18 protein-coding genes and 2 pseudogenes are annotated in these 26,417 nt (G+C 46.1%); 7 read left to right on the top strand and 13 right to left on the bottom strand.

Annotation, left to right across the window (positions count from 1 at the left end):
- Positions 1 to 267 (bottom strand): DUF4212 domain-containing protein, encoded by a 267-nt coding sequence (locus FJQ87_RS12705; RefSeq protein ID WP_140932945.1) that lies wholly within the window; start codon positions 265 to 267, stop codon positions 1 to 3.
- 412 nt (positions 268 to 679) lie between these two features.
- Here FJQ87_RS12705 and FJQ87_RS19045 point away from each other — a divergent pair.
- The 3 genes and pseudogenes from FJQ87_RS19045 to FJQ87_RS12720 form a co-directional block, all read left to right on the top strand.
- A pseudogene (locus FJQ87_RS19045) lies at positions 680 to 1,819 on the top strand (thioesterase); the annotation flags it as partial.
- A 1,117-nt stretch (positions 1,820 to 2,936) separates the two neighbouring features.
- The gene (locus FJQ87_RS12715) at positions 2,937 to 4,364 is read left to right on the top strand and encodes an IS4 family transposase (RefSeq protein WP_140932605.1); all 1,428 of its coding nucleotides are present in this window, start codon (positions 2,937 to 2,939) and stop codon (positions 4,362 to 4,364) included.
- Between the two features lie 599 nt (positions 4,365 to 4,963).
- Positions 4,964 to 6,898, top strand: coding sequence for a radical SAM protein (locus tag FJQ87_RS12720; RefSeq protein ID WP_140932946.1), 1,935 nt, complete (start codon positions 4,964 to 4,966; stop codon positions 6,896 to 6,898).
- Positions 6,899 to 7,006: 108 nt separating this feature from the next.
- On the opposite strand, the pseudogene FJQ87_RS18855 reads toward FJQ87_RS12720, so the two are convergent.
- Positions 7,007 to 7,237 (bottom strand): annotated as a pseudogene (locus FJQ87_RS18855) (hypothetical protein); the annotation flags it as partial.
- A gap of 224 nt (positions 7,238 to 7,461) precedes the next feature.
- On the opposite strand from FJQ87_RS18855, the gene FJQ87_RS12725 reads away from it, so the two are divergent.
- Entirely contained in the window at positions 7,462 to 9,198 is a 1,737-nt protein-coding gene (locus FJQ87_RS12725; RefSeq protein ID WP_240778720.1) for a methyl-accepting chemotaxis protein, read from the top strand.
- Between the two features lie 179 nt (positions 9,199 to 9,377).
- Here the strand turns inward: FJQ87_RS12725 and FJQ87_RS12730 are convergent, their stop codons facing one another.
- Both FJQ87_RS12730 and FJQ87_RS12735 read right to left on the bottom strand, forming a co-directional pair.
- Positions 9,378 to 9,587, bottom strand: a complete 210-nt coding sequence (locus tag FJQ87_RS12730; RefSeq protein WP_140932947.1) for a hypothetical protein — start codon at positions 9,585 to 9,587, stop codon at positions 9,378 to 9,380.
- Between the two features lie 377 nt (positions 9,588 to 9,964).
- A complete protein-coding gene (locus tag FJQ87_RS12735) occupies positions 9,965 to 10,174 on the bottom strand; it encodes a cold-shock protein (protein WP_012156476.1) in 210 nt (69 codons plus the stop codon).
- A gap of 849 nt (positions 10,175 to 11,023) precedes the next feature.
- Here FJQ87_RS12735 and FJQ87_RS12740 point away from each other — a divergent pair.
- Entirely contained in the window at positions 11,024 to 12,301 is a 1,278-nt protein-coding gene (locus FJQ87_RS12740; RefSeq protein WP_346763951.1) for an NCS2 family permease, read from the top strand.
- 163 nt (positions 12,302 to 12,464) lie between these two features.
- Here the strand turns inward: FJQ87_RS12740 and FJQ87_RS12745 are convergent, their stop codons facing one another.
- A complete protein-coding gene (locus FJQ87_RS12745; protein WP_140932949.1) occupies positions 12,465 to 12,929 on the bottom strand; it encodes a hypothetical protein in 465 nt (154 codons plus the stop codon).
- 125 nt (positions 12,930 to 13,054) lie between these two features.
- On the opposite strand from FJQ87_RS12745, the gene FJQ87_RS12750 reads away from it, so the two are divergent.
- The gene (locus FJQ87_RS12750) at positions 13,055 to 14,230 is read left to right on the top strand and encodes a sugar transporter (protein WP_140932950.1); all 1,176 of its coding nucleotides are present in this window, start codon (positions 13,055 to 13,057) and stop codon (positions 14,228 to 14,230) included.
- 98 nt (positions 14,231 to 14,328) lie between these two features.
- Here FJQ87_RS12750 and FJQ87_RS12755 read toward each other — a convergent pair whose 3' ends face one another.
- Together FJQ87_RS12755 and FJQ87_RS12760 are read right to left on the bottom strand one after the other, a co-directional pair.
- Positions 14,329 to 15,168 carry a 2OG-Fe(II) oxygenase family protein gene (locus FJQ87_RS12755; RefSeq protein WP_140932951.1) on the bottom strand — a complete coding sequence of 280 codons (840 nt, stop codon included), beginning with the start codon at positions 15,166 to 15,168 and terminating at the stop codon, positions 14,329 to 14,331.
- A 141-nt stretch (positions 15,169 to 15,309) separates the two neighbouring features.
- Positions 15,310 to 15,741, bottom strand: coding sequence for an MAPEG family protein (locus FJQ87_RS12760; protein WP_140932952.1), 432 nt, complete (start codon positions 15,739 to 15,741; stop codon positions 15,310 to 15,312).
- 221 nt (positions 15,742 to 15,962) lie between these two features.
- Here FJQ87_RS12760 and FJQ87_RS12765 point away from each other — a divergent pair, with 221 nt between their 5' ends.
- Positions 15,963 to 16,676, top strand: coding sequence for a tRNA (adenine(22)-N(1))-methyltransferase TrmK (locus FJQ87_RS12765; RefSeq protein ID WP_140932953.1), 714 nt, complete (start codon positions 15,963 to 15,965; stop codon positions 16,674 to 16,676).
- Positions 16,677 to 16,728: 52 nt separating this feature from the next.
- Here the strand turns inward: FJQ87_RS12765 and FJQ87_RS12770 are convergent, their stop codons facing one another.
- From FJQ87_RS12770 to smc, 6 genes are all read right to left on the bottom strand, one after another.
- Positions 16,729 to 17,556, bottom strand: coding sequence for an SDR family oxidoreductase (locus tag FJQ87_RS12770; RefSeq protein ID WP_140932954.1), 828 nt, complete (start codon positions 17,554 to 17,556; stop codon positions 16,729 to 16,731).
- A 170-nt stretch (positions 17,557 to 17,726) separates the two neighbouring features.
- Complete coding sequence (locus FJQ87_RS12775; protein ID WP_168195193.1) at positions 17,727 to 18,935, bottom strand: HD-GYP domain-containing protein; 1,209 nt, start codon at positions 18,933 to 18,935, stop codon at positions 17,727 to 17,729.
- A gap of 215 nt (positions 18,936 to 19,150) precedes the next feature.
- Entirely contained in the window at positions 19,151 to 19,627 is a 477-nt protein-coding gene (locus FJQ87_RS12780) for a DUF2919 domain-containing protein (RefSeq protein WP_140932956.1), read from the bottom strand.
- A gap of 146 nt (positions 19,628 to 19,773) precedes the next feature.
- Positions 19,774 to 21,789, bottom strand: coding sequence for an NAD-dependent DNA ligase LigA (ligA, locus tag FJQ87_RS12785; RefSeq protein ID WP_140932957.1), 2,016 nt, complete (start codon positions 21,787 to 21,789; stop codon positions 19,774 to 19,776).
- Positions 21,790 to 21,850: 61 nt separating this feature from the next.
- Complete coding sequence (gene zipA / locus FJQ87_RS12790; RefSeq protein WP_140932958.1) at positions 21,851 to 22,843, bottom strand: cell division protein ZipA; 993 nt, start codon at positions 22,841 to 22,843, stop codon at positions 21,851 to 21,853.
- Between the two features lie 17 nt (positions 22,844 to 22,860).
- A complete protein-coding gene (gene smc / locus FJQ87_RS12795) occupies positions 22,861 to 26,298 on the bottom strand; it encodes a chromosome segregation protein SMC (RefSeq protein ID WP_140932959.1) in 3,438 nt (1,145 codons plus the stop codon).
- Positions 26,299 to 26,417: the final 119 nt, after the last annotated feature.

A 26,417-nucleotide genomic window follows, 5' to 3' on the forward strand; every position in this document is an offset into this window, starting at 1 on the left:
TCAGTCTTCTTGCACGTTATATTTTTTATCGAGGTTATTGGCCATGGCTGCGTACACAAAAATCAGCACGACAAACACGTACATGGCGCCTTGCTGTGCAAACCAGAAGCCTAACTTAAAGCCCATGAACTGCACTTGATTTAAGGTATCGACTAACATGATGCCGCACACGTAGGACACCACGAACCAAATCGCCAGCAAACTTAGCACCAGTTTGAGATTCTCATTCCAGTAGCCTTTTGCCTTATCATTATTTTCAAAAGCCATAGTGACTCCCTTGTTGTATTCAAAGTTCATCTCCAATCTAACAAGTGAGCAACATGCCACAATCAAGACCTTAGTCTATGAGTTGGTTGCGCCAAACAAGCAGCTTCAACTAACATCATGTTTTTTAACGAATAAGTGTCATTTTTAACGCAAGTTAATTCACTTACCCCTAAGCCAACTTAGACTAATGTCGAAGGCCATTAGGACTTGAAATGCTATGTCACCAGGGGTTAGGCCTATGTGTGACGCATAAACGGCGCTTTACACTTGTAAGTAGTTAATTTTAAAAATGTTAAATTACCAGAGGATTAGCCTCTAGCTGGGCTGATAGGGTTCGCGTATAATTTGGCCACTTTGGCTGCCTAGCAGCCCTGCCGTTGGCCGAGCGTGGCCATAAATGATGTAGACTTAGATGAGCCTGAAAAAATTTACCCAGTACAAGTTGCTAGTCGTACTCTTGTTGTTGCTTTGTATGTTTTTTCCGGTGATCCCAGATAAGGCTTACCACCTTCCCGCGCCTGATATTGCCAAACAAAACTTTCATGTCATTGAATTTAACGACCAAGGCCAAGCCCATGATGATAACCAGTGGCAAGGGCTAGCGGCGCGTATCGCCACCCCTAATCCGAGTGCGCCGCCTGAGTTATTGATATTTGTCCATGGCTGGCATCATAGCGCCGAGCCTAATGATGATAATTTTGTGGCCTTTGAGCAGTTTTATCAGCAAATGGTTGCCGCCGACCCTAAGCGCAACTTAATCGGTTTATACATAGGCTGGCGCGGCGATTCAGTTGACCCGTTTTGGCTGGATGGTTCCACCGATGCTACTAGCTGGATTGAGCCATTGGATTTTCCCACCATATTACAGCGCAAAAGCGTGGCCAAACTCATAGGTAAACAAGGGTTATCACAGTTATTAGATAAGCTTGATGCGTTAGTGGCCGCCAATACATTGCGCCGCTATAGCGTTATTGGCCACAGTTTAGGCGGCGCTATGGTGCTGCATGCCAGTAAAGACAGAATTAAAACGGCCATTGATAATCAGCAAGATAACCCTAATTTATTCTTACTATTAAACCCAGCCGTGGCCGCCAAAGACTATCGGCCATTAGACACCTTATTAAGCGTAGACGGCCAAAAACCTAGCATGGTGGTACTGCAATCCAAAGGCGATTTTGCCGTGAAAGAAGCCTTTAATTACATTAAAGATGGCGAGCGCGCCTTAGGTAATTCGTGGGCTATTACACATGATATTGATAAGTGTTCGGGCGGCAATTGCGATAAACCTATCTCAATGCTGGCAGCCCTACTGGCTCATGATCAAATACCAGGCTGCATGATGATTTTGCCGCAATCAGGCTGGAAGATTCGCGCGCGCCTGCAAGCGCGGCGCACAGTGCAAACCTGTCCTGATGCCAACAAACAAGCCGTATGGGTACTGGCGGTATCTGATGAGATTGTCTCGGGCCACAATGGTATTTTGACTCAAGATCACTCCAATGCCTTAGCTGAAGTCATGAATATGATTGATTTATATAAGAATGAATTGCCCGCTGATGCTATCACTACCACTGAACTGCATACCGCAGTGGATGCTGCCATAGAAGCCGTGGCCGAGCCTCTTGAAACCACAGATGATGCAGCCACTAACACGCTAACAAACAAGGCTATAGATGCCATCGAGCTAACAACCGAGGCAACAGAACTGGCGCCAACAGTAACGAAAGCGTTAACGCCAGAAACCACGCCCATTGCCGAGCCGGCGCTTGCGCTTGCGCCCACAAGCGTGGCTCAAACAGATATTGAGATTGAAGCCGTGCAAACGCCAGTCATGCAATCCCAAGCTAGCGATATAACCAACATGGCAAAAGAGGTGGCAACCCCTGCCAATACACCCATCAACAAGCAGGAAAATCTGCCACCCAGTGAACAGGCAACTCAGAAGGTTGGCGAACAACACAGTGAGCAGCTTGATAAGGCAGAAACTAAGCCTGCTACGCAATCAGACACTCAGCCCACAACCGGAACCAACGCGCAATTAGCCACCGAGCTTAAACTGCATTTACAACAAAGGTCACAATTGAAACCTGTGCCAAAAGCTGCTGTAGATATTGAAACAGAAACAGAAACAGATGCAGTGCCGAAAACTGACAGCGCCGCCGAAGTGGCGCCACCCAAGTCACCCGAGCCTAAACCAAACCATTAGATAGCGCTATTCGTAAAGGTGTTCAAAGTAAGCGCTTCAATGTGCAGCCAAAGGTACAGGCAACGCCTGAAGTTCAGTCAAAAAGTGCAAGCGTTTACCAGAGCCAATTAATCCATTCGCAGCCAACCATCAGTAATTACATACATCTAGTGACATCAGCGCCGGTTGTGAACTTAGGCTTGCTAGCGTGTTTGCATTAAGTAATTGGTGATAACCAAAACAAGCGCCAGCGCGCCATAAAGCACTATGACGCCCATTTGCACAAAGAAGGCAGTAATGCCACCTTAATCTCCGCCGAAGGCGGCAAAGTAGCAAGACATTGCCCCACCAAGAACCACAAGTATTGCGCCTCCTACTCGATACACTAGGCCCTGTCTCTTCTACACAAATTATTAGCAAAACATGGAACTTTCTTGACTGGCGATGATCAGATCATGCAAATTCACTCACTTCATCATTTTTAATGTCAATTTTTAACCCGAACAAATGGGCATATGATCACTTTCATCATGCTGAGCTAGGTGATAAACGACGAGCGGCAAGGTTAACCGTCGTCGCTGAACACATGGCGGTTGGCAGCGGTAAATCGGTTGCCAGATCTTGTAATGGTGAAGATGCCAAACTCGAAGGAGCCTATCGATTGATCCGCAATGATAATGTTAGCCCATCTATGATCAGAGCCGCCGGTTTTGCTCGCACTGCCCAAGCGATTGAAAATATAAATGAAATACTTGCTCTCGAAGACACGACAGCCCTGAGTTATAAGCACAGTGTGGCGTCTGAATTAGGGAAATTAGGCAAACCTACCGATAAGTCTCGTGGTTGGTGGGTTCATTCTGTCTTGCTACTGGATAGCCATACTTCTCGGACCTTGGGCTTGATCCACCAAGATTGGTGGTGTCGACCTGATAATCCCAACGAGGCCGATGAAAAAGAGAGCGGTAAATGGGCCGATGCATCCTATTTTACGCGGCAACGCTTGCAGGCTCACATGTCGCGAGTGATCTCAGTGTGTGATAGAGAAGCGGATATCATGCATTATTTATCGGATAAACAATCACATAGTGAACGGTTTGTGGTGCGGGCAAAACATGCAAGAAACCTAGTAGAATACGAGGCTAAGCTGTTTGAGCACATGGATAGTCATCCCGTTACCGGCGGATACACCATCGCCATCCCACAAAAAGGCATAAAGGAAGCCAGTGGGAAAAGCAAGAATCGTCCCTCGCGAACAGCCAAACTCACCCTCAAAGCCAGTGCGGTTAACATCAAACATAATCATCAGCAGCATGCGATTAATGTGGTGTACGCACAAGAGCTCAATCCTCCCCAAGGTGAAGATGGACTATCTTGGATGCTACTGACCAGTGAGCCGATTGACACGTTGGCGCAGCAACTTCATGTGATTGATATTTATACCACTAGATGGCGCATTGAGGACTTTCATAAGGCGTGGAAAACCGGCGCGGGGGTTGAAAGGTTACGCATGACATCGCCAGACAACCTTGAGCGAGCGGCCTCGATACTTTGCTTTATTGGTGTGCGGCTACTGCAACTTCGGGAAGTGATGAGCCTGCCAATTTATCTGAGAAAAAGAGGGCAAATCGAAGCAGCGCAAAGCATGGAAAATCAAAGCTGCAGCAATGTCTTAGAGAATGATGAATGGCGAGTACTGATGCAGCTCTACAAGCCAAGGGGACATAAAGGCAAAGAAGCCCCAAATATGAAGTGGGCTTATCAATCCTTGGCCAAACTAGGAGGCTTTAATGATAGCAAGCGCACGGGAATGGCCAGCTGGTCCACGATTTGGGAGGGATGGGATGATCTTCAGGCTCAGGTAAAGGGGTATCGCTTAGCCAAAGCCCTATTTGAAGCCGGAGAAACGCTATGAGATCTGATCAAGAGACAGGGTAATCAGGTAATCAGGTAATCAGGTAATCAGGTAATCAGAAATGCTACAGCATGAGTCTATATCTGTAAGCAATATTGACGTAGATGTTTATAACTATTATTGGGTAGTAACCATCGTCTATCTGCAAATTAATGACCTATTGCCTAGCATGAACATGCGGTGGTGATATTCCAGTAACGCCTAGTTACTTTAGTGACACTTATTGCCTAACTTTAGGCATTGCTCACCCTAACAAGTAAAACCATTTATTTAATTAATCTAACAAATAATTAAAGAGATAAATATAAAAACTAACGCTAGCACTCATGAGGCATAAACAAACGATAAAGCCAGAATTCAGCTAATAACTGCGCCGCTCTATGTCAGAGGCTGTTCAATATTCAGGTTAACTTAACCGCGCAATGCGGCTTAACAGCTAATGCGCCTTCGCACAACAATAACGGAACTGTCACTCACCACTTTGAAGTAGTCGCCCTAAGGCGGATTTGCTAGAATCCCCCTCATCTTTTTGGCAAGCGTATCGATTGCCACACTCAGCTCGTACTGGGTATGCAAGTTTTACTATTTAAAGGCAGGCTATGACCGTTCTTCTAATGACTCCCCCAATGACTCAGCTCAATACGCCTTATCCGGCGACTGCGTATTTGACGGGTTTTTTACGCACTCAAGGTTATGAGGCGGAGCAGCGAGATCCGGCGATTGAGCTATTTCTCGAAATGATGACAGCGCCAGCGCTGGAAATTATGCGCCAGCATGTTGAGCAAAATTTTGAGCATTTTGAAGATGATGAGTTGCCAGCGGTAATCGCCCAGTTTCTACGCGAGTTTGACCGCTATCAAGTCGCGGTAGAGCCTGCCATTCGCTTTTTACAAGGCAAAGACCCAAGCTTGGCGCTGCGGATTAATTCGCGCCGTTTTTTACCCGAAGGCCCAGCATTTGACACTATTGCGCAAATGGAAGCTGTTTCTGGTGATGTGCTGCAAGCAGCCTTTGGTAATCTTGGGGTTCAAGATAAAGCTAAGTATCTGGCCACCTTATTTATTAATGATTTATCCGCTGTGATTACTCAAGGCGTGGATCCGCACTTTGAGGTCAGCCGTTATGGTGAGCAGCTCGCCGCCGCGAATCCTAGTTTTGATAATCTCTACGATACCTTGATGGAAGAGCCAAGCTTTAGCGCTGAAATTCTAGAGCAACTGGTTGAAATGTATCTTGAAGATACCCAGCCAAGTGTCATCGCCTTAACTGTGCCCTTCCCTGGCAATATGCTAGGCGCACTTAGAATAGCGCAAACCTGCAAGGCCATTAATCCAGAGATCCCAATTGTCATGGGCGGCGGCTTTATTAATACCGAGCTTAGAGCCCTTAAAGATCCGCGCGTATTTGAATTTGTTGATTTTATTTGTCTAGATGATGGCGAGCGCCCTTTTCTAACCTTGCTTGAATACTTTGCTGGCGAGCGTGAAATTGATGATTTAGTGCGTACCTACTTCCTCGCGGCTGATGACAATGGCGAAGCGTATGTGCATTTCAATGAAAATCCAGAGCTTAGTGATATTGCGCAAACTGAAGTTGGCGCCCCGATTTACGATGGCCTGCCCCTAGGCGATTACTTATCCTTATGCGAAATGCTAAATCCCATGCACCGCATTTGGAGCGATGGCCGCTGGAATAAACTGACCATAGCCCATGGCTGCTACTGGCGTAAATGCAGCTTTTGCGATGTCAGCCTTGATTATATTGGCCGTTACGATGCCGCAGGCGCCGATATGCTGGTTGATAGAATTGAGCAATTAATTGAAGAAACTGGCGAAACCGGTTTTCATTTCGTCGATGAGGCGCTGCCACCTAAGCTATTGTTTGCCTTTGCTAAACGCCTAATTGAGCGCAAAGTTGTGATCAGTTGGTGGGGCAATATTCGCTTTGAACGCACCTTTAGCCCAGCGCGTTGTCAGTTGCTGGCAGATTCTGGCTGCATTGCCGTGAGCGGTGGCCTTGAAGTCGCGTCAGATAGATTATTAAAGCTGATGAAAAAGGGCGTGAGTGTCGAGCGTGTAGCGCAGGTCACTAAAGCCTTTAGTGATGCCGGCATCTTAGTGCATGCCTATCTCATGTATGGTTTTCCAACTCAAACCGAGCAAGAAACCGTTGATGCGCTTGAAATGGTGCGCCAAATGATGCAGCAAGGCTGTTTTCAATCGGCTTACTGGCATAGATTTGTGGCCACGGTTCACAGCCCTATTGGTAAAAATCCCGAGCAATTTGGCATTACCTTAGCGCCGCGCCCTGAGATTTTATTTGCTGAAAATGACGTGGAATTTTACGACCCCACAGGCACAGATCATGACATGCTTGGCGATGGCCTCAGAAAGGCCATTTATAACTACATGCATGGCATTGGCTTTGATCAACCTATGAGTTTTTGGTTTGATAACAAAGTCACGCGCACGCAAATGAAAAAAGATTTTATCGCCAGGGCGATTACTAATCTAATCGACAGCAATGAGCAGTAATCAATAGCCATGAGTGATTGTTAATTGCCATGAGTGCTAATAAACAGGGGTGAACAGGTGAGTTAATGCCACATCCATCAGTTGAAACCGCAAATGAATAAAGCCTTAGGTTGCACCGAGTGACAACCTAATGAGCCCTTTGAGCATTAGAGCGGTTTCAATGGTGGCATGACTGAACTGCAAGCCTCGATTACAACACAGTAATGTTCTTTGCAATGCCAAGCTTTGATGGCCGACACGTCACACGAACCAGTAACCACCGCGGTTCACTAATGCTTGGCGGTTATGGTGCCAGTGAGTTATTTTGCGCAGCGATCCCGCACGCTGTCTCTCTCGAATTTATGCTTACGGCAACAGATCACTGTGTTAGCAGATGGTTCCTTCGATTGACGCGACAAGCCATTAATATCCTCAAAACGGCTCATTGAGTCGTTTTTCTGACATCGAACGCTGCTGCCACGCTCTGATATTAAAAGTTTTTTTCATTTTAAATGAGTTAATTAAAACTATTACCGTTAGCATTTGTCCACTACGCTTAATCCATAGCAACCCATGGATGAGCAATGATGAATACAAAAACAATAATGACTGTGGTATTCGTGGCGATCGCCACAGCAGCATTGATAACTGGTGGCCTCAGTATTAATGTAAACCAAAAAATTGATGACTTTGGCAAGGTGGCTAATATCCGCTACCAATCTTATCAAATTGCCGACGAACTGCGTCAATCCTCAGATGATCTCACGCGCTTAGCGCGCACCTACGCTCTTACCGGCGATGAAAAATACGAAAAAATGTACATGGACATTCTGGCTATCCGTAATGGCGAAATGCCAAGACCGCAGCAATATCATCAAATCTATTGGGATCTTGTACTTAATCATGGCGACAAGCCTAAAGCCGATGGCAGTCCAGTGGCGATTAAACAAGAAATGAAAAAATTAGGCTTCTCGGACACTGAGTTTGCACTACTTGAACAGGCGCAAGCCAATTCTGATGCCTTAGTGGCGCTCGAGGTTAAGGCGATGAACGCGGTCAAAGGTATCTTTCAAGATCCCAGCAGCCAAACCTATAGCATTCAAGGTGCACCTGATTTAGTGATGGCCAAAGACCTATTACACAGCAATCAATACCATGTTGAAAAAGCGAAAATCATGACCCCCATAGATGATTTTTTTACCGCGTTGGATAACCGAACTTCCGAACAATTTACTAATAATTTTAGTGGGTTACAAGGGGCGTTATACTTGGCTCAATCGGTGTTAGCTATGATGTTCGTCATTGCCATTATGGGCTACCTATTGATCAATCGACGCGTGGTTGCGCCACTAGTCGCCACCAGCAAGCAACTGCATGATATTCAAGAATCTAAAAATTTAAACCAACGGATCACAGTCGCTACCGAAGGGGAAGTCGGAGAGATTATTACCCAAATCAATATCTTCATTAGTTCACTGGCTAATTCATTATCGACAACAGAGCTGGCAGCCAAATCAATTGCTTTGTTGGCCAAAGAAACTAAGCAATCCATTGTAGAGTCGCAGCGGAGTTCCTCACTGGTGGCCAAAGAAGTGGACACGAGTCGGATAGCCGTAGGCGACATGACGCAAACCATGGATGGCATCAATCACTTCACACTCAATGCCAAGCAACGTGCGACCGAAAATCAACACAAGGTTGTCGAGGGTCAATCCACCTTAAAGCATGCCATTGACGCCATGTTGGTATTAGATAAAGAGTTCTCGCAAACCGAACAGGCTATGGAGCACTTGGTCGATGAAAGCAGCCAAGTGACTAAGGTGTTAGGGGTGATTAAATCCATTGCTCAGCAGACAAATCTGTTGGCGTTAAATGCGGCAATTGAAGCGGCGCGGGCTGGTGAGCAAGGACGCGGTTTTGCGGTCGTGGCCGATGAAGTGCGCTCGTTAGCACAAAGAACCCAAGACTCAACGTTAGAGATTGATGGCATTGTCGACAGTTTACTTAATCGCACGAATCAAGTGTCTTGCTCTGTTTCCCAAGCCGCGGGCATGATGCAAAATGCTGGTGCTGAAATGAAACGTATTTCAGCGGTATTTGATGACATTAATGACTCCACCAATGCTATTCATAACTTAAACAGTGAAATTGCGGTATCCATTGAGGCGCAAACCCAAGTATCTAAAGAGATCAGTGCGAGCATGAAGGTGGTGGGAAATCATTCTCAACAAGTGTCAGCCATCATCGACAAGATTGATGCGGCCTTCAATGAATTGGAAAGCCAAGCCAATAGCTTAAGTCGAAACGCCAGTCAATATTAGCGCTAGCGAGATGGTTTAGCTGACATCTCCCTACTGGCGGTGAGATAAGTGATGAATGCTTAATGGCAGCAAGCGATTCAAGAGCGCATATTGTTATTGTTTTATCGTGAATGGCTGGGTTGTCACTTTGTTGTCAAAAAGACGGGCGTTAATGATAGGGGCTTACCCAAGTTGCTTTACTAGTGAGTAGCCGAAAAGTGACCGATAAGCTCGTTATCACCATTGATTATTTGACCTTGGCAGGTTTCATCACAATAGATAAAGTCTATATCTCTGTCTTCGACATTACCCTTCACTAGCACATGACGCAAAAGTACATCACCATTGAGTTGATGGATTAGTGCATCCCAAGAGATGTTATTTTTAAAAATATTAAAACTTACTCGCATTTATTACCTTTTGTTTTTTAGTTTATACAGTTTTGATGGTTGAAACGTCAGTCGTTTTAAACCAGAGAGATGAGACATCATTAATGATGCAGAATAATAATTAATACTTAACATCAGTCATAAACTTATTTTAAGTGTTAATTATCAAAATATAGCGAACGCTTAGAAAGCGTATTGATATATACAACAGGCAGATAAGAGAACGTTATTATTTTCGCAGATAAAATATAAATGTGGAGTAACGTTTTATTGTTGCAGTTGATTGTTAAGGTAGATGAGTTATCGATTACTTGATTAACTCTGGTCTTAAACGTTAGTGTTTTGCAGGCTTTTTGAGTGACGTAAATGGCATACACCATTTACGTCGACTTACGAAATTACAGCGCGATTACGTTAGCTGCTTGCAGGCCTTTTTGACCTTGCTCTACTTCGAAAGATACTTTCTGGCCTTCAGCCAAAGTTTTGAAGCCGTCAGAAGTGATTGCACGGAAGTGAACGAATACGTCAGCACCGCCATTGTCTTGAGTAATAAAACCAAAACCTTTCTCTTCGTTAAACCACTTTACGATACCAGTTGTATTAGACATTATGTGTCCCTTATATTTAATTAAAAAATTTCGCAAAATGCGATGCACTGAAAAATTGAATTATTTAATGTGATGATGAAGATAAGGGAAAACTGAGGATAACAACAATAACGAAGGAATTCTGAGGTTTTACTTTTTACTTATGTTTCATTAATCACTCTCAATAGCAGAGCGAGGCAAATATTACTCTATAATTTATTTTTGTCCACATATATTTTCAGTGTTAAGCATAATCGTGGCCGAGTGACTGCTCTGCGACAACCCCAAAACACAAGTTCTGACATAGGGTTGTCATCGCCAGATGACTATTACTGGCTACTGGGTACTGAGGCTATAGACAGTGCAATTGTCTAAATTGGCGTTACAAAAGTTATCGTGCCTATTATGCTTCGTACTCTTGTATGCTTCATACCAAGGCATGCGTTACCAGACTCCCAATGGTGAAAAGGCGTTCTAATCCCATATGCACCGTCCCAATTCGGTACTTTTATTACAAATTGGGATAAAAAGTGACTTTGCTCCACTTTTTTAAAATCGGCCATATTCCAGTAACGGTTTTTTACGTACCCGTTCTCTTTTAATAGAGCTTTACAATTAGCTTCAACTGGCTAGCGGGCTATTTTGATAGGAAACAGTGACATTGATCACGCATTAAGTCACCATGATCGAATTTTACATCCACTTGAGGTTTAATTAGCTAAGATCCACTGGCTTATTGCCGGTGGTTTTTTTTTTAAACCGAGCTAACCCTTCATGCAACTTCCGCAAAGTTCCTCCGTTAAGAACGCACCAGACGTAAATTACCAACCTACGTCTAGATTTGGCCAATTACTGAACCGTATATTCGCCTTGAGCGCAAATCGCACCTCGCCATCAACCGAAGTGGTCGCCGGTTTCACAACCTTTATGACCATGGTGTACATAGTATTCGTTAACCCGCAAATTCTAGGGGCCGCGGGCATGGACACCAAAGCTGTGTTTGTGATCACCTGTTTAGCGGCAGCGCTGGGCAGTATCTCTATGGGTCTGATGGCTAATTTGCCGATTGCCTTGGCACCAGCCATGGGTCTGAATGCCTTCTTTGCGTTCTCAGTCACCCTCGGCATGGGCGTCAGCTGGCAGGTTGCTATGGGCTCGGTATTCTGGGGCGCCGTAATTTTTGCCCTAGTGTCAGTTGTTGGCTTACGTCAATGGCTACTGGAGAATATTCCTGCGGGTCTAAGAACCGGGATCCCAGCCGGTATTGGCTTGCTGATTGCGCTGCTCGGCTTTAAGAACAGTGGGTTGGTGGTGGCCGATCCTAATACTTTGGTAAAAGTGGGTGAATTGACCTCATTGCCTGTGGTGCTGGGCTCTTTAGGCTTCTTTATCATCATTATCCTGGCCTACCGTGGCGTCAATTCGGCTGTGCTTATTTCAACCTTAGTGGTTACCCTGTTGGCGGCTTTGTGCGGTGATGTACAGTTTAGCGGTATCGTCTCTATGCCACCGGCCATCGGTCATGTCTTTGGTCAACTGGATCTGAGTGCCATTTTGGATATTGGCCTAGCTGGGGTGATCTTCTCCTTCGCACTCGTGAGCATGTTTGATAGCTCAGGCACCATGATTGCTGTGACCGAGCGCTGCGGCATCAATGATGACAAGGGCCGCTTCCCGAATATGGGCAAAGCGCTGAAAGTAGACTCACTCACCAGTGTGGCCGGCGCCTATATGGGCACCTCCAGTGTCACTGCCTATATTGAAAGTTCCTCTGGTGTTGCCGTGGGCGGCCGTACAGGCTTAACCTCAGTCGTGGTGGGTTTACTGTTCCTTGGGGTGATCTTCTTGTCGCCACTGGCAGCTATGGTACCTGCCTATGCCGTAGCCGGAGCACTTATCTACGTTGGCGTGATGATGACCGCCGGCCTGACCAAGGTAAAATGGAACGATCTGAGCGAAGCGGCTCCCGCTTTTATCACTGCAGTGATGATGCCATTTACCTTCTCGATTACCGAAGGTATTGCTGCCGGCTTTATCAGCTACTGCGTCATCAAAGCCGGCTGCGGAAGATGGCGTGACATTCACCCTTGTGTCGTCGTGGTTGCAATACTGTTCTTGATTAAGTTCATCTTTATCGATGGCCATTAACAGCTTGCTTTAAACGCATACAACCACGCCGCAGGCCTTAATGCCAGCGGCGTGGTTGTATTTGTAGGTAAATGTAAGGCTTACTTGGTTGGTAAGCCTAAGGGTCCAACTCTTGGACTCGGTCGCGACTACACGCAGCCTATCCTTATTTAGTTTTAAGCAATTATTTACCGACTTTATCTACAGCTTTCTTTGCTAAATCTAGTAGTTCAGATGCTGGTAAGTCTTTCTTTGGATTTGACTTTTCCAATGTTGAGCTTGGATTGAATTCGATTGTGTTGATCGTAGTTATTGCTAATTGCACAAGAAGTGAGTCTTTTGCATCACTTTCAGCAAGTTTTTCTATTTGTCGCTGATGACCAACAAAGGTTTTAGTTACAGCTTCTTTATGTGCGTATTCTTGTTCAAGACGCTTATTTTGCGCTTGTTGCTTGCTAGCAAAAAGGGCAAGCCATATCAATGGACCAAAGACCATTAACCGTTTGCCTAAATCATACAAATACTGTGAGCCTTGGGTTGAAATTGAAACTGCATCCAAGCCAAGATAAATCATAAACCCAATAGTCAAAATGAATAAAAAAGCCCAACAATTTTTAATACCACTACGAATCCAATATTTCGTTGCCAATAAGAAATCAAAAACCAAAAACTTTTCACTCGCTCACACAATCAAGATTAATGCGCGCTTGCTCTCGCCTTGATGATTATTTGCGCCTACACTGGCCGACTTTTCTCTACTGGATGAATGGCTTAATGAAACAAGGTTTCAGCGCGTGGGCGCCGATCATTTTACTGGCACTGACCGCTTTTGTGTTTGTCTCGACTGAATTTGTGCCTGTGGGCATTTTAGCGGCCTTGGGGCAGAGTTTTGGCATGAGTGCGGTGGATGTCGGCCCAATGCTAACGGTTTACGCAAGCGTAGTCGCCCTCGCCTCCTTGCCGGCTGTGCTGCTGTTTGCCCGTTTCGAGCGTAAAAAGTTATTGCTGGGATTAATGGCCATCTTTGTAGTTAGCCACGCCATTTGCGTGTTTGCGCCAAGTTATGACGTCTTATTATCAGGCCGTATCGGCATAGCCTTTACCCATGCGTTATTTTGGGCCATAGCGCCAGCGCTTGTGGTGCGTCTCGCCCCTAATAATCAAGGCGCTAAAGCCTTAAGTATTTTTGCTACTGGCGGCGTATTGGCGCTAGTGCTAGGTATTCCACTCGGGCGCGTGATAGGTCAGTTGATTGGCTGGCGCAGCATCTTTGCCTTAATCGGTCTATTTACCTTTATCATGATGTTACTGCTGTGGCGCGGTCTACCTAAATTGCCTGCTACCCATGGCGGCAACTGGCGCAGTTTACCGAGCTTAATCAAAAATAAAGCACTGATAAGCTTGTTTGTATTAACCGTGTGTTTAGTGACGGCTCACTACAGCGTTTACACCTATTTAGAGCCGCTCTTGCAAGAACATTTTGGCTATTCTGCTGGCATTACTACCTTAGTGTTGCTGATATTTGGCGCGGCGGGCTTAATCGCTAGCGTGCTATTTAGCCATTTCTATGGCAATCACGGCCAGTCATTAATCATAGGGGCCATAGCCGCCATAGGTTCGTGCATGGCTATGCTTCCGACAGCGGCGCAAAGTCTCACGCTACTTGTGCCCTTGTGCATTATTTGGGGCACGGCCTTAATGTTATTGTGTTTATCATTACAAGCTAAGGCATTGAAATTAGCCCCAGAAGCCACCGATGTCGCAATGGCAATCTATTCTGGCTTATTTAATGTCGGTATTGGTAGCGGCGCGCTAATTGGCAGCCTAGTGGCGATTAACTATGGGGTGCAAAACAATGGTTATTGGGCAAGCGGCTTAATCCTTATCGCTATTATTCCATTGAGTTATTTTATCAAATTAAGACGCCAGCAAGTCGCTCATGCCATGTGATGCAATCTAGTGTGTAATGCTATGTGAAGAGATGCGGCTTAAATGAATAGAGGCTGCGGCAAGTATTAAAAAATACTTGCCGCAGCCTCATTAATAGCTTAAATCAGCCCTAGCTCGCGCAGGCGCTCCATTAAGTAAGAGTCCGCCGTATAGCGCTCAGATAGCACTACCTCAGGCTTAGGGTGTAAAAATAGCGGCAAAGATAAACGTGAATGCTGACTACGCTCACCACTTGGATTAATCACTCGGTGTGTTGTCGATGGAAAGTATCCACCCGAGGCTTCTTGCAGCATGTCGCCGATATTAATGATCAAGTTACCAAAATCACACGGCACATCTAACCATTCCCCATTTTTAGCCAGCACCTGCAAACCAGGCTCATTGGCCGCCGGTAAAATAGTTAATAGATTAATGTCTTCATGGGCAGCAGCGCGAATAGCGCCAGGCTCTTCCACACCTGTCATTGGCGGGTAATGCAAAATACGCAGTAAGGTTTTGTGGCTATCTTTAATCATCTCAGATAACGCCATGGATAAATTGGCCTGCACTGCTGCTGGCGCATAGGCCTCAACCCAAGCTAATAACTCGGCGGCAAAGGCGTTGGTGCGCTGATAATAATCAAGAATTTGCTCAGACAATTCAGGCGGGACCTTGCCCCACGGATAAACATGAAAGTACTCTTTAATGTCTTTAACGCTATGGCCTTTAGCGGTTTCTGACACGCTAGCAGGAAAGTAACCATCTTGAGTTGCTGGTGAAAACTCAAATTGATATTTGCGTTCTGAATTAAAAAACTCTTGCCATTGTTGATAAATAGATTCAACTAATTCTTGCGGAATAGGATGGTTTTTAAGAACCCCAAAGCCAGTTTCATGTAAGGATTTCACGAATAGCTCAGCGGCATTGTCAGCTTGATAATCGACTGTTTCCAATGTCATAAATGCTCTTTGATATTATTAAAATGAGGGCGATTGTAAAGCTAAACCCTAACAAGGCAAGCGCAATTAGGCGCTTGCGGTTAAGTGCTTACTATCAATATGAGCTAAGCCAATGAAGTTGCTAAGTAATTACTAATATTGCTAGGCCATGGATTGCGTGGCCAGCGTGATTACGCACAGCAGTAATAGCGCTATGTTGGCCAGCATTGCCAGTAAGTAGAAGTAACTGCGCGGGCTGGGGTTTTTCTCTGTGGCTATCACGTAATACAGCCACATATGCACAAGGCGCGCTAACGCCATGACCCAAATCAGCGCGGCCGTCGCGGCCGCATTGGTGCCGACTAAGATCGCTAACAAGGCGCAGCCCAGCATAGGCGTGATATTTTCCAGTGAATTAGCAAAGGTGCGGTTTGAGCGAAACACAAATGATGCGTGACTTAAAGAGGCATCGATTTTACCTGGGATGGCACCAGGTTGTGATGCCTTACTAAAGGCGGCAACTAAGGCTTGCACCAATAAGGTGGCTATCAATACAACTATGCCCCAAAAGGCCCAAGTGTAAGCACTAAACATACGATTTCCTGAAATAAAAGAGGATGGCATTAACGGCAATAAGCACATAAAACTTAAGCATATAAAACTTTAGTGCAGCCGTAGTTCATAACCTAAATTAGAGCCAAGATATCAATGCATTAGGTTAAGAGCAATCAGAGTGTTTCAGCTAATGCCATTGTGATGGCAAGAAACGGCGAATATCATTACAATACGCGTTTTTTGTCGCCAAAGGCTTGCCATTGAAACTTAGTAAACGCTTACATCAACTCGATGCTATGGTCGCCAATGATTATCAGCATGTGTGGGATTGCTGCTGCGATCATGGATTTTTAGGCGCCGCGCTATTAACGCGCCAAGCCGCGCCCCACATTCATTTCGTTGATATAGTGCCAAGCTTAATGGCGCAACTGGATGAGAAACTGCAGCGCTTTTACCCAGACAACCGCGCTTACCAAACCCATTGTTTAGATGTGAGTCAATTACCGCTTGAAAGCTTCCCAGGTAACACCTTAGTGATCATTGCCGGCGTTGGCGGCGAGTTAATGTCGCGCTTTATTGCTGATATTCATGGGCGCCATCCAGAGATTACTATTGACTGGCTGTTATGCCCGACCAATCAGACCTTTCATTTGCGTAGCCACTTAATTGATTTTGGTTTTAGCCTTAATGATGAAGTGCTGCTTGAAGAAAATCAGCGTTATTATGAAATCTTGTCAGTAACATCTACAGGGGCATTAGCGCCCGCGCGCGACAATCAGGCTATAACCGCCATTAGCCCTGTGGGTGCTAAGTTGTGGCAAACTATCGAACTTACCTCTAAGCACCAAACTCGGTTAGCTGAGCGCTATCGCGATAATTTGCTCAAGCATTATCAGCGCGTTAACCAAGCCAGCGATACTGATGTTGGTCATATTATTGCTGCCTATAAAAATGCGCCGCTAGCGCAATGCTAATGGCGCGCGTTTGTTTGCTCTTTTGTTTTAGAAACTGCTGCCTTAGATGCGTTTAGCAAAAATCTAGCATGGCCCGTAACTCAGGATGCTGATAGCGAAAGCCTAACTGCTGACAGATTTTATCGCCGCTAACACGTTTACTCTTGATGCTTGCCGCGCTAAACGTAGAAAACTCAGGCGGCGTTAAGCCTAAATGCTTAGCCGCATACTGATAAAAGGTTTGTTTATTAAGATGCTCTGGCGCGCACAGATTATAAATGCCACTGCAATGAGGCGTCTTAAGTAAACAGATAACCCCAGCAATGCAATCATCAAGATGCACTAGATTGACGGCCAAGTGACCATCGGCAACTGCGGTTTTACCCGCAAAAAATCGCCCAGGGTGGCGCTTAGGGCCAACGAGCCCAGCAAAGCGCACTGTGCAGGCATTGGGGAAATCACTAAATAATTGCTCTGCGGCAACAAACACTTGCGCCCTCGCCTCAATCGATGGCGCGCTGGTTTCATCCACGTCGGCATCTGGGTACACACCTGTGGTACTAATAAAAATTACCCGCTTATTACCACTATGGATAATGGCTTGGCGCAAACTGCGTAACTGCGCTAAGTAATCCTCACTACTTTGACCACCACGAAGCCCTGGCGGAATATTAATTATTATGGTGTCAGCATCAAGTAGACCTTGCTTATTGGCTACCACCAATGACTCAGTCTGAGCTAAATCCAACACAAAACCTGCAATGCCTAGCTCTTGTAACTGCGCCGCGCCTTGCTCGCTTCGGCGCGTGCCCGACACTTGCCAGCCTTGCTGAGTTAATGCTTGAGCTAATGGCAAACCAAACCAGCCACAGGCAATAATTGCCACTTTGTTATTACTCATAGTTATTATCGCCTCGAGAATTGCCACTAAAAATAATGATTATCAGTAAGATAGTATCAAGTCGCTAATGATGACGACACTAGATTAAATCATTAGCAAGCATTTATTAAATATGAGGGATGAGGGATTAACTGACATTAGCAATGAAGTTAAGTTTTGCATTCAAACATTCACTTAACGGCAGCGGTGAAGTAATAACTGATGGCCGCATCGGCCTTCAGCGCTTTTATGGCATTTTCAGTGAGGGATTCAAGCTTAATGACTTCTTCAATGCGTAAATTGGCGCTCGCCAGAAATTTAAGCCCAGCGTCTGTACCATCAATCTCGCAGCCCCAAACAGCGGGTGTTTCCACGTTCGCTGACGTCATCAATACCTTACCTATGGAACCATCAGATAAACGCACTAAAGTACCAGGCGGATATTGACCAAGCACACTCTCTAAGGTTTGCATAAGCTCATTAGCATGCTTGCCGGCGCTATGGTTAGATAAATGCCCAAGTGCGTCTTGGGGGGAGCCCATATTATCGCCACCTATTTGATGATCATACTCATCAGCCAAGGCCACTATTTGGGTGAGTAACGGAATATCATTACCCTGTAAGCCATCAGGATAACCACTGCCGTCAATACACTCATGATGGTGGCGCGCAATATCGCACACTCGCTCATCAAAGCGCGCAGGGCTATCGACTAGCTCGTGGCTAAAACGAGTATGCAGTTTCATCAGCTTGCGCTCGTCATCACTCAAACTAAATAGACTGGCGCGCAGGGAGTCAGGCAGAGTTAACAGGCCAATATCATGAAATAAACTTCCAAGTGCCAAGCACTTAAGATCATCAATGGGTAAATTTAGGGCGCGGCCAATGCTTAAGGCTAATACCGCCACAGAGCTTGAATGCTGAGTCACACTAATTTGACTGTCACCTAAGTCCACTAAGGCTAACTTTGCCGTGGGGTGCTCTTGTAAATGATCAATCATTTCAAGGGCTAATTGCTCGGCTAATTTAATGGCACCTTGAGGATCATGACCTAATAGACTGTAGGTCATACGAGTATCATTAACCGCATGCAAGAAACGCTGCTGACTAAGGCGAATGGCTTTACGTGTTTGAAATTGCTGACTATGGGAATGAGGCACAAGTAAGTGATGATTATCGCGGTTCGAGTCTTCAGTAAAATCTGGTTCAGCCAGCGGCTCGCCGGCAATCAAATACACAAATTGGCAGCCTAAGCCGCGGATCATTTCTATCTGCAGCGCAGAGCTCAGAGTAATGCGATTTATCCAGAATGGATTATCTTGCCAAGATAAGGGCAATTTGACGGTTAAGCCAACTTGTAACCTATTCAGGGGGATTTGTGGCAAGTGCTCTTTGGCCAATCTAAGACACTCCTTTGTCACCTCAGACTGAATCACGTGAGTCTGAGATCTTTCTACTTCACAGCTATCTAATTCACTATAGTTAAGCCTGATTGAAATCGCGCAGGCATTATGTGTGTAACTTGGCAATAGTCGCGCTAAAAGCAATCAAGCCATGCCGCCCTAGTTGATAAAAACAGCCAGCATATAAGCTGGCTGTTTTATGGAAATACGATTTAAGTCGTTAGCGACTCTGAAGGCCACTCGTCTAAATAAGCTTGTAAATGCTTAGACTTAGCTAAGTAAATTGAGCCCCAGAATAAGGCTAAGCCATCTAATGCCGTCATCCAATGGAACACCATAAAGGTATGATCAATGCGAGTGGCTAATTGCCATGCTTCTAGCACTAGCATCATCATCAATAACCATTTAAATAAGGAAAACGGCGTTTTGAGCCAAGTGGGCTTACGGCGACGTTCTGCCAACACCAGCACAAACAACAACACAGCGCCAAGACCAGTCACCAGTGACTGAATAAAATCCATTTGTAATGGATAGAATATTCTCACTAACCCTGCGCGATCCGCCGCTTGTGTCAAAGACATGACCCAAATAACATAACCACGACCTAGAAAGGCCAGTAATAAATAAAGTAAGAATGGCGGCGCCACTCGGCCATGGTCATCACGCCAGGCGATTGTTTGTAAATCCAATTCAGTCTCCTCTGTTCATGACATAAGATATGGCGATAGGACCTACATACACAAGGGCTATTAAATAAGATTCACCTAATGAAATAACTCAATTGCAAAAAAGCCTGCTATTGCAGGCTTTTTTTAAGATGATTAATTAACATAGTTCATCTTTCAAGCTCGGCAAAGAATGCCAAGAGCTGTGTTTCGTCCCAAACTTCAACCCCAAGCTCTTGAGCTTTCGCAAGTTTTGAGCCTGCCGCTTCACCTGCTACCACGCAATGCGTGTTTTTAGACACACTGCCAGCTACTTTAGCGCCTAAGGCCTGCAACCTAGCTTTAGCATCATTGCGGTTGAGTTCAGTTAAAGTGCCGGTTAATACCCAAGTCTGGCCTTCAAGTGGCAAGGCACCAGCTTCAACCTCAGCAATTTCTGGCCACTGCACGCCAACAGCAATGAGCTTATCAATCACTTCTATATTATGCGGCTGCGCAAAGAAATGATGAATGTGCTGAGCTACTACCGCGCCCACATCTGAGACGGCGAGCAGTTGCTCTATATTGGCGTGCTGCACTGAGGACAACTGACGAAAGTGCTGCGCTAAATTAGCCGCTGTGGCTTCACCCACTTCGCGAATACCTAAGGCATACAGGAATTTGGCTAAGGTGGTATTTTTAGCTGTATTAATGGCGGCCACTAAGTTAGTCGCAGACTTCATGCCCATCCGATCAAGCATGGTGATCATAGAGGCATTAAGGTGAAATAAATCCGCTGGACTATGCACTAACTCTTTATCAATTAGCTGCTCGACCACTTTATCGCCCATGCCATCGATATCAAGGGCTTTACGAGAGGCAAAATGTTTAATGGCTTCTTTACGTTGGGCTTCACAGAATAAACCGCCACTGCAGCGCGCTACGGCTTCGCCTTCTACACGCTCCACCAGCGAACCACAAACAGGACAAGCCTCGGGGAATTCAATGGCGCAAGCATTAGCTGGACGCTTGTCAGCCACCACGGCCACAATTTGCGGGATAACATCGCCAGCACGGCGAATAATCACAGTATCGCCCACCATGACGCCTAAACGGGCAATTTCATCCATATTATGCAAGGTGGCGTTCGATACTGTAACACCGCCGACAAACACAGGTTGCAAGCGGGCTACCGGCGTTACCGCGCCAGTACGACCGACTTGGAAATCAACGCCTTCCAGTAAGGTCATTTCTTCTTGTGCGGGAAATTTATAAGCAATGGCCCAGCGCGGCGCCTTAGCCACAAAGCCTAAGGTTAATTGCTGCTCTATATCATCAACCTTAAATACTACGCCATCGATATCAAAGGCTAAGCTTGCACGGCGCTGCATTACATCTTGATAATAAGCAAAGACTTGCTCAAGGTTATCCGCCAGTTTCACTTCATGGCTTACAGGGAGTCCCCACGTTTTTAACTGCTGCAACTGCTGATAATGCGTCATGGCCAGAGGCTCAACGGCATCTTCTACCACGCCAAGGGCATAGGCATAAAAATCCAGAGCGCGGGACGCAGCAATTTTACTATCAAGCTGACGTAAACTGCCGGCAGCGGCATTACGTGGATTAACAAAGGTCTTATCACCTTTCGCTGCCGCCCGTGCATTTAAGCTCTCAAAGGCAGCTTTTGGCATAAACACTTCGCCGCGCACTTCCATTAACTGCGGATAGTTTTCACCGCGAAGGCGCAGCGGAATAGAGCGAATGGTGCGCACATTTTCAGTGATGTCTTCACCAACGCTACCATCGCCGCGAGTAGCTGCGCGCTCTAACACGCCATCGCGATACAATAAGCTTACCGCTAAACCATCAAGCTTAGGCTCACAGCAAAAACGCACATTACCGACTCTATCGGTCAAGCGTTTATAAAAGCCAGTAAAGTCCGCTTCATCAAAGGCATTATCTAGGCTGAGCATGGGCTTAAGGTGAGTCACTTGGGTGAACTTAGCAAGCGCGGCGCCACCTACTCGTTGGCTCGGGGAATCTGGCAGTACTAACTCAGGATGGGCTTGCTCTAAGGTTTTTAACGCTTGCATTAAGCGATCATATTCAGCATCTGGGATTGATGGCGCATCATCCACATAATAGCGAATGTTGTGTTGGTTTAGCTCGGCGGTCAAAGCCGCAATTTGTTGTTTAATCGCTTGCATTGTCGTATCCATAAAACAAGAAGGCCGCGCGAGCGGCCTTTGTTAACTGAGTGTGCTCAACTTACATTTGGCGGCGGATGCGTTGAATATAAGCTTGCTTAGTATAATCATCCCATGGCTGACGGCTACCATCGAGCACTTGAGCATCCAAATCATCAGCCATTTGCTCTGCGGAATTGAGCATGATCTGGAAGTTAATTAAGGCATCACCGTGACAAGGCAGGGTCATAAACAATACCACGCCATGAGTGCTAAATTGCTCCATGGTATCTGGGTCAAATATGCCAGGCTTAAGCATGTTCGCCATAGAAAATAACACCTTGCCATTGCCGGCATTATCTTGATGACGATGGAAAATGTTCATATCACCATATTTAAAATTCAGAGCCAGCAAGCAAGGTAATAATTCGGCGCCGTGGATTACTTGGCCTTCTTTAGCTACTAAGTGCAATACCAATACATCAACCGGATCGCCTAGCGGCGCATCATCTTCAATAATTTCATCATCAAAATCATCAAAGCTGATGTCAAAATCATCTTGATAAGAATTGTTTTGATAAGCATCGGCAAGCTCAGCGGCACTTGGCGCAGCACTGAGCGGCTTAGATGGCGGCGTACTGTGACTTGATTGCGAGGCTGATCCAGCAGATTGGTGCGATTGAGGTTTATCTTGCCCCATGCTAGGTTCGCGGCGCTCACGACTGACTTTGATGCTTGGCTCAGACGCTAGGTTGACATCATCGCTTGAAGCTGTAGCAGGTCGGACACGTTGCACTGGGGTATGACCCTGTGTTTTCGCTGGGCGAGCTGGAGTAGATTCTGCATCACTGTCATCAGCGTGCACTTTACGCACGCGCACCTCACCAATGCCATCGGCATCAAAACCATCACGATCAAGGCTTTTACTATTAGATTTATCTTTATAAACCTTTGCCGTCGGGCTGTCACGCAGTGGCCTTGGCCGCTGCTTACGAATCGACCATAAACCATGCACTAGCACCGCGATGATGGCTATCGCGCCCAGTATTGCCACGACTAGTTGAAAGTTTTCCATGTATTACCCTATTGTTTTTATCCGGCGTCGGCCATCGCCACCGCTTCTTCAATATCAACCGCCACTATGCGCGACACTCCAGGCTCATGCATAGTCACCCCTGTAAGTTGATCAGCCATTTCCATCGTAATTTTGTTATGGCTAATATAAATAAATTGCACTGTTTGCGACATTTCTTTCAATAAACGGCAAAAACGTTCGACGTTTGCATCATCTAATGGCGCATCTACCTCATCTAGCATACAAAAAGGTGCTGGATTGAGCCTGAAAATTGCAAAAACCAATGATAAAGCGGTTAGCGCCTTTTCACCACCCGAAAGCAGGTGAATTGTACTGTTTTTCTTGCCAGGTGGTTGCGCCATAATCGACACCCCAGTTTCCAGCAGGTCATCATCAGTTAATGCCAAGTAAGCACTGCCGCCGCCAAACACTTTCGGGAACAAGCGTGAGAAGTCACCATTAATCTGATCAAAGGTCTCTTTAAAGCGACTCTTGGTCTCTTTATCAATTTTGCGAATGGCTTCTTCTAAGCTTGCCATGGCAGTACGTAAATCATTATCTTGCTCGTCCAGATACTGCTTACGTTTGGCTTGTTGGTCATATTCTTCAATGGCGGCTAAGTTAATGGCCCCAAGTAACCCAATCTGCTGACGAATATCATCGAGTTGCTGCTGCCGTTTCGGGATGCTGATGTCCGATGTTATCTCACTATCAAGCGCAATCTCGGCTTCTTGCAATCGGCTTAACTGCCCTTGCAATTGCCCTTGAATACCTTCGCGCTTTAATTGCTGTTGATTTAAACGTGCGCTTAATTGCTCTATCTTGCCAATGACTTGTTTTTGCTGCAATAGTTTTGTATCAATCTCGGCCTGTAAACTGGCTAATTGCGCCCTAACTACCACAATTTCACTCTGTAATTGTGATTGTTGTTGCAAACATGCCTGATGCTGCTGCTCTAATTCCGGTAAATGACTTAATGCCGAGTCTTGATTAGCCGATTTTGCATAAAGCGCGGCTATCTCAGCGCTGACTTCATTTAAGCGCTCAGTTAAGGCCTGCTGACTTTGCTCAGACAAGGCCACTGCGGTTTGATGCTGCAAACTTTGACTATGGGCTTGCTGCGAACTGTGCTGCTCTTGTTGCCATACCAGTTTACTTTGCTGCCACAAATGCTGGTGTTGCTCTAACGCGCGCTGCGCTTGCATAAGTTGCTGCTCTTGATAAATAAGCTGCTCACTGAGTGCATTGCCATCAAGATCAAAGCGCGCCAACTCGTCATCTAATTCCGCTAATTCCTGCTGCAATGACATCTGCAAGCCTTGCTGCTGCGTCCATTGATCTTGCTCTTTATCAAATTGACTCCGAGCATGCAGACAATCTTGCGCCAACTTTTGTTCTACTAATTGTTGCTGCTGCACTTGTGCTTGCAAATGCGCCACTTGCGCATCCTGCAAGCGCTTAGCATCATCAAAATGCTGTTGCTGCTGTTTAAGGACGATTAACTGCTGCTCGCACTGCGCAATGCACTCATCTAACTCATGGGCTTGCGCCATTAACTGCATAGGTTGGCTGTGAGTTTTGGCATTAAGACAAAAACCTTGGCCGATTAACTCGCCCGCTTGCGTCACGTAGCGCTGGCGCTGTTGCTCGCTGGCAGAAAGAGTGGCTAAGCGCGCTAAGGCATCCGCTTTATTGAGGACAAATTCAAGGTTAGTGAGCCAAGGCGCTAAATTGACCTGACTACTTAGCATGCCAAAGTCTTGGTTTTTAGATAACTGAAAACCTATACCATCAGTGTTAGGCGCGACATCGTCGGACGAGATATCTAGCCCATTAAGCACACCTTGCTGCAACACCGGCTCCAACACTAATTCGGCGGCCTTCTCCCAACCACTATCAACCTGTGTCACCTGCCAGACGCTGACATCATTACCCGCAGGTTTGGCCTTAGCCAGCAACTGCGCGATTAAATCGCTACGGCTTTGCAGGGCCGCAAGTTTTTGCTGCTCACTGCTTACCTTGCCGTTAACAGTGACTAACTGCTGTAACGCCGCGCCTTGCTTGTACTCAGCATCTTCAAGTTGCTGAGCAAGTTCAGTGCGTAATTCCTGCTGCAACGTGAGACCTGCGCTCAAGCTCTCAATACTGCTCGCTAGCGTTTGGCTTTGGCTTGTGCCTAATTGCTCTATTACGGCCGTTAATGCGCGCTGCTTTTCAAGGCGATGCTGCTCTTGATAACTGCGTTTATTGGCCGCTAATTGTTGCTTTAACTGCAATTCGCTCAGTGAATGCTGCCATTGCTGCTGAGTGTGAGTGGCGCCTGCCAAGGCTTTTTCGGCAAGGCTAACGTCTTTTTCTAGACTCAGCAGTTGGGTTTGCTGTTGTTCACTTAACTGATGCAGGCTTTGCTGCTCAGCCATTAATACTTGATGACTCGTTTGCGCGGCTTTTGACTGCTGCAGCCATAAATCGCGATTAGCGTTAAGCTCAGCTAAACGCTGTTTATCTTGGGAATGTTGACGCTGCTGGAATTCAAGTTGAGAGCCTAAGCGCGCAAGTTCGGTCGCAATCCGAAAATTGTCCGCCACTAGTTGCTGCTCTTGACGCTCAACCTGCCCTTTAGTGATATTAAGTTCCGTCAGGCTCAATTCAAGCGCTTGCCATTGAGTCTTAGCCGCGGCGACCTCAGTTTGGCTTTCAAGTAACAACTGTTGGTATTGCTCGGCTTGCTCAAGTAGTCCTTGGTATTGAATTAACAATAACTCAGCTAAGCCTTGCCGTTCTTGACGTTTAAGTTCGCGATAACTAAGTGCGGCCTCTGACTGCGCGGCCAACTTTTCTAACTGACTACCTAGCTCATGGCGGATATCGGCAAGACGGTCTAAATTCTCGCGGGTGTGACGGATACGGGTTTCGGTATCGCGCCGGCGTTCTTTATAGCGCGAAATACCGGCAGCTTCTTCAATAAACACCCGTAATTCTTGCGGCTTAGATTCAATCAGCCGTGAAATGGTGCCCTGCTCAATAATGGCGTAACTACGCGCCCCTAGACCTGTGCCTAAAAACAGCTCAGTAATGTCTTTACGGCGACATTTTTGACCATTAAGAAAATAGCTAGATTCGCCTTGTCTATCGACTTGACGCTTAACGGCAATAGATTGATAGCTGGCGTATTGTCCGCCTAAACGTCCATCGGGGTTATCAAACACTAGCTCAACCGATGCCACAGATACTGGCCGGCGACCACTTGAGCCATTAAAAATCACATCTGTCATGGATTCGCCGCGCAAATGTTTAGCCGAACTTTCACCTAGCACCCAGCGCACCGCATCAATCACATTGGATTTGCCGCAGCCGTTCGGGCCAACAATGGCCGTGAGTGGTTTTAAAAAAGGGATCTTGGTGGCATCAACAAATGACTTGAATCCAGCCAGTTTAATTGTATTCAGTCTCATGATTTAGGTCATTTCGCTGGCAGAACAGACAATAAGCTTCAAAAAGAAGAGGCGACCTATCACTTTACCAAACAGCGCAGCATTTTGTAACGCTTTTTATTGGTGGAAATGACAAACAA

Origin of the sequence: Shewanella sp. SNU WT4 (assembly GCF_006494715.1) — a bacterium.
Taxonomy (GTDB): Bacteria; Pseudomonadota; Gammaproteobacteria; order Enterobacterales; family Shewanellaceae; genus Shewanella.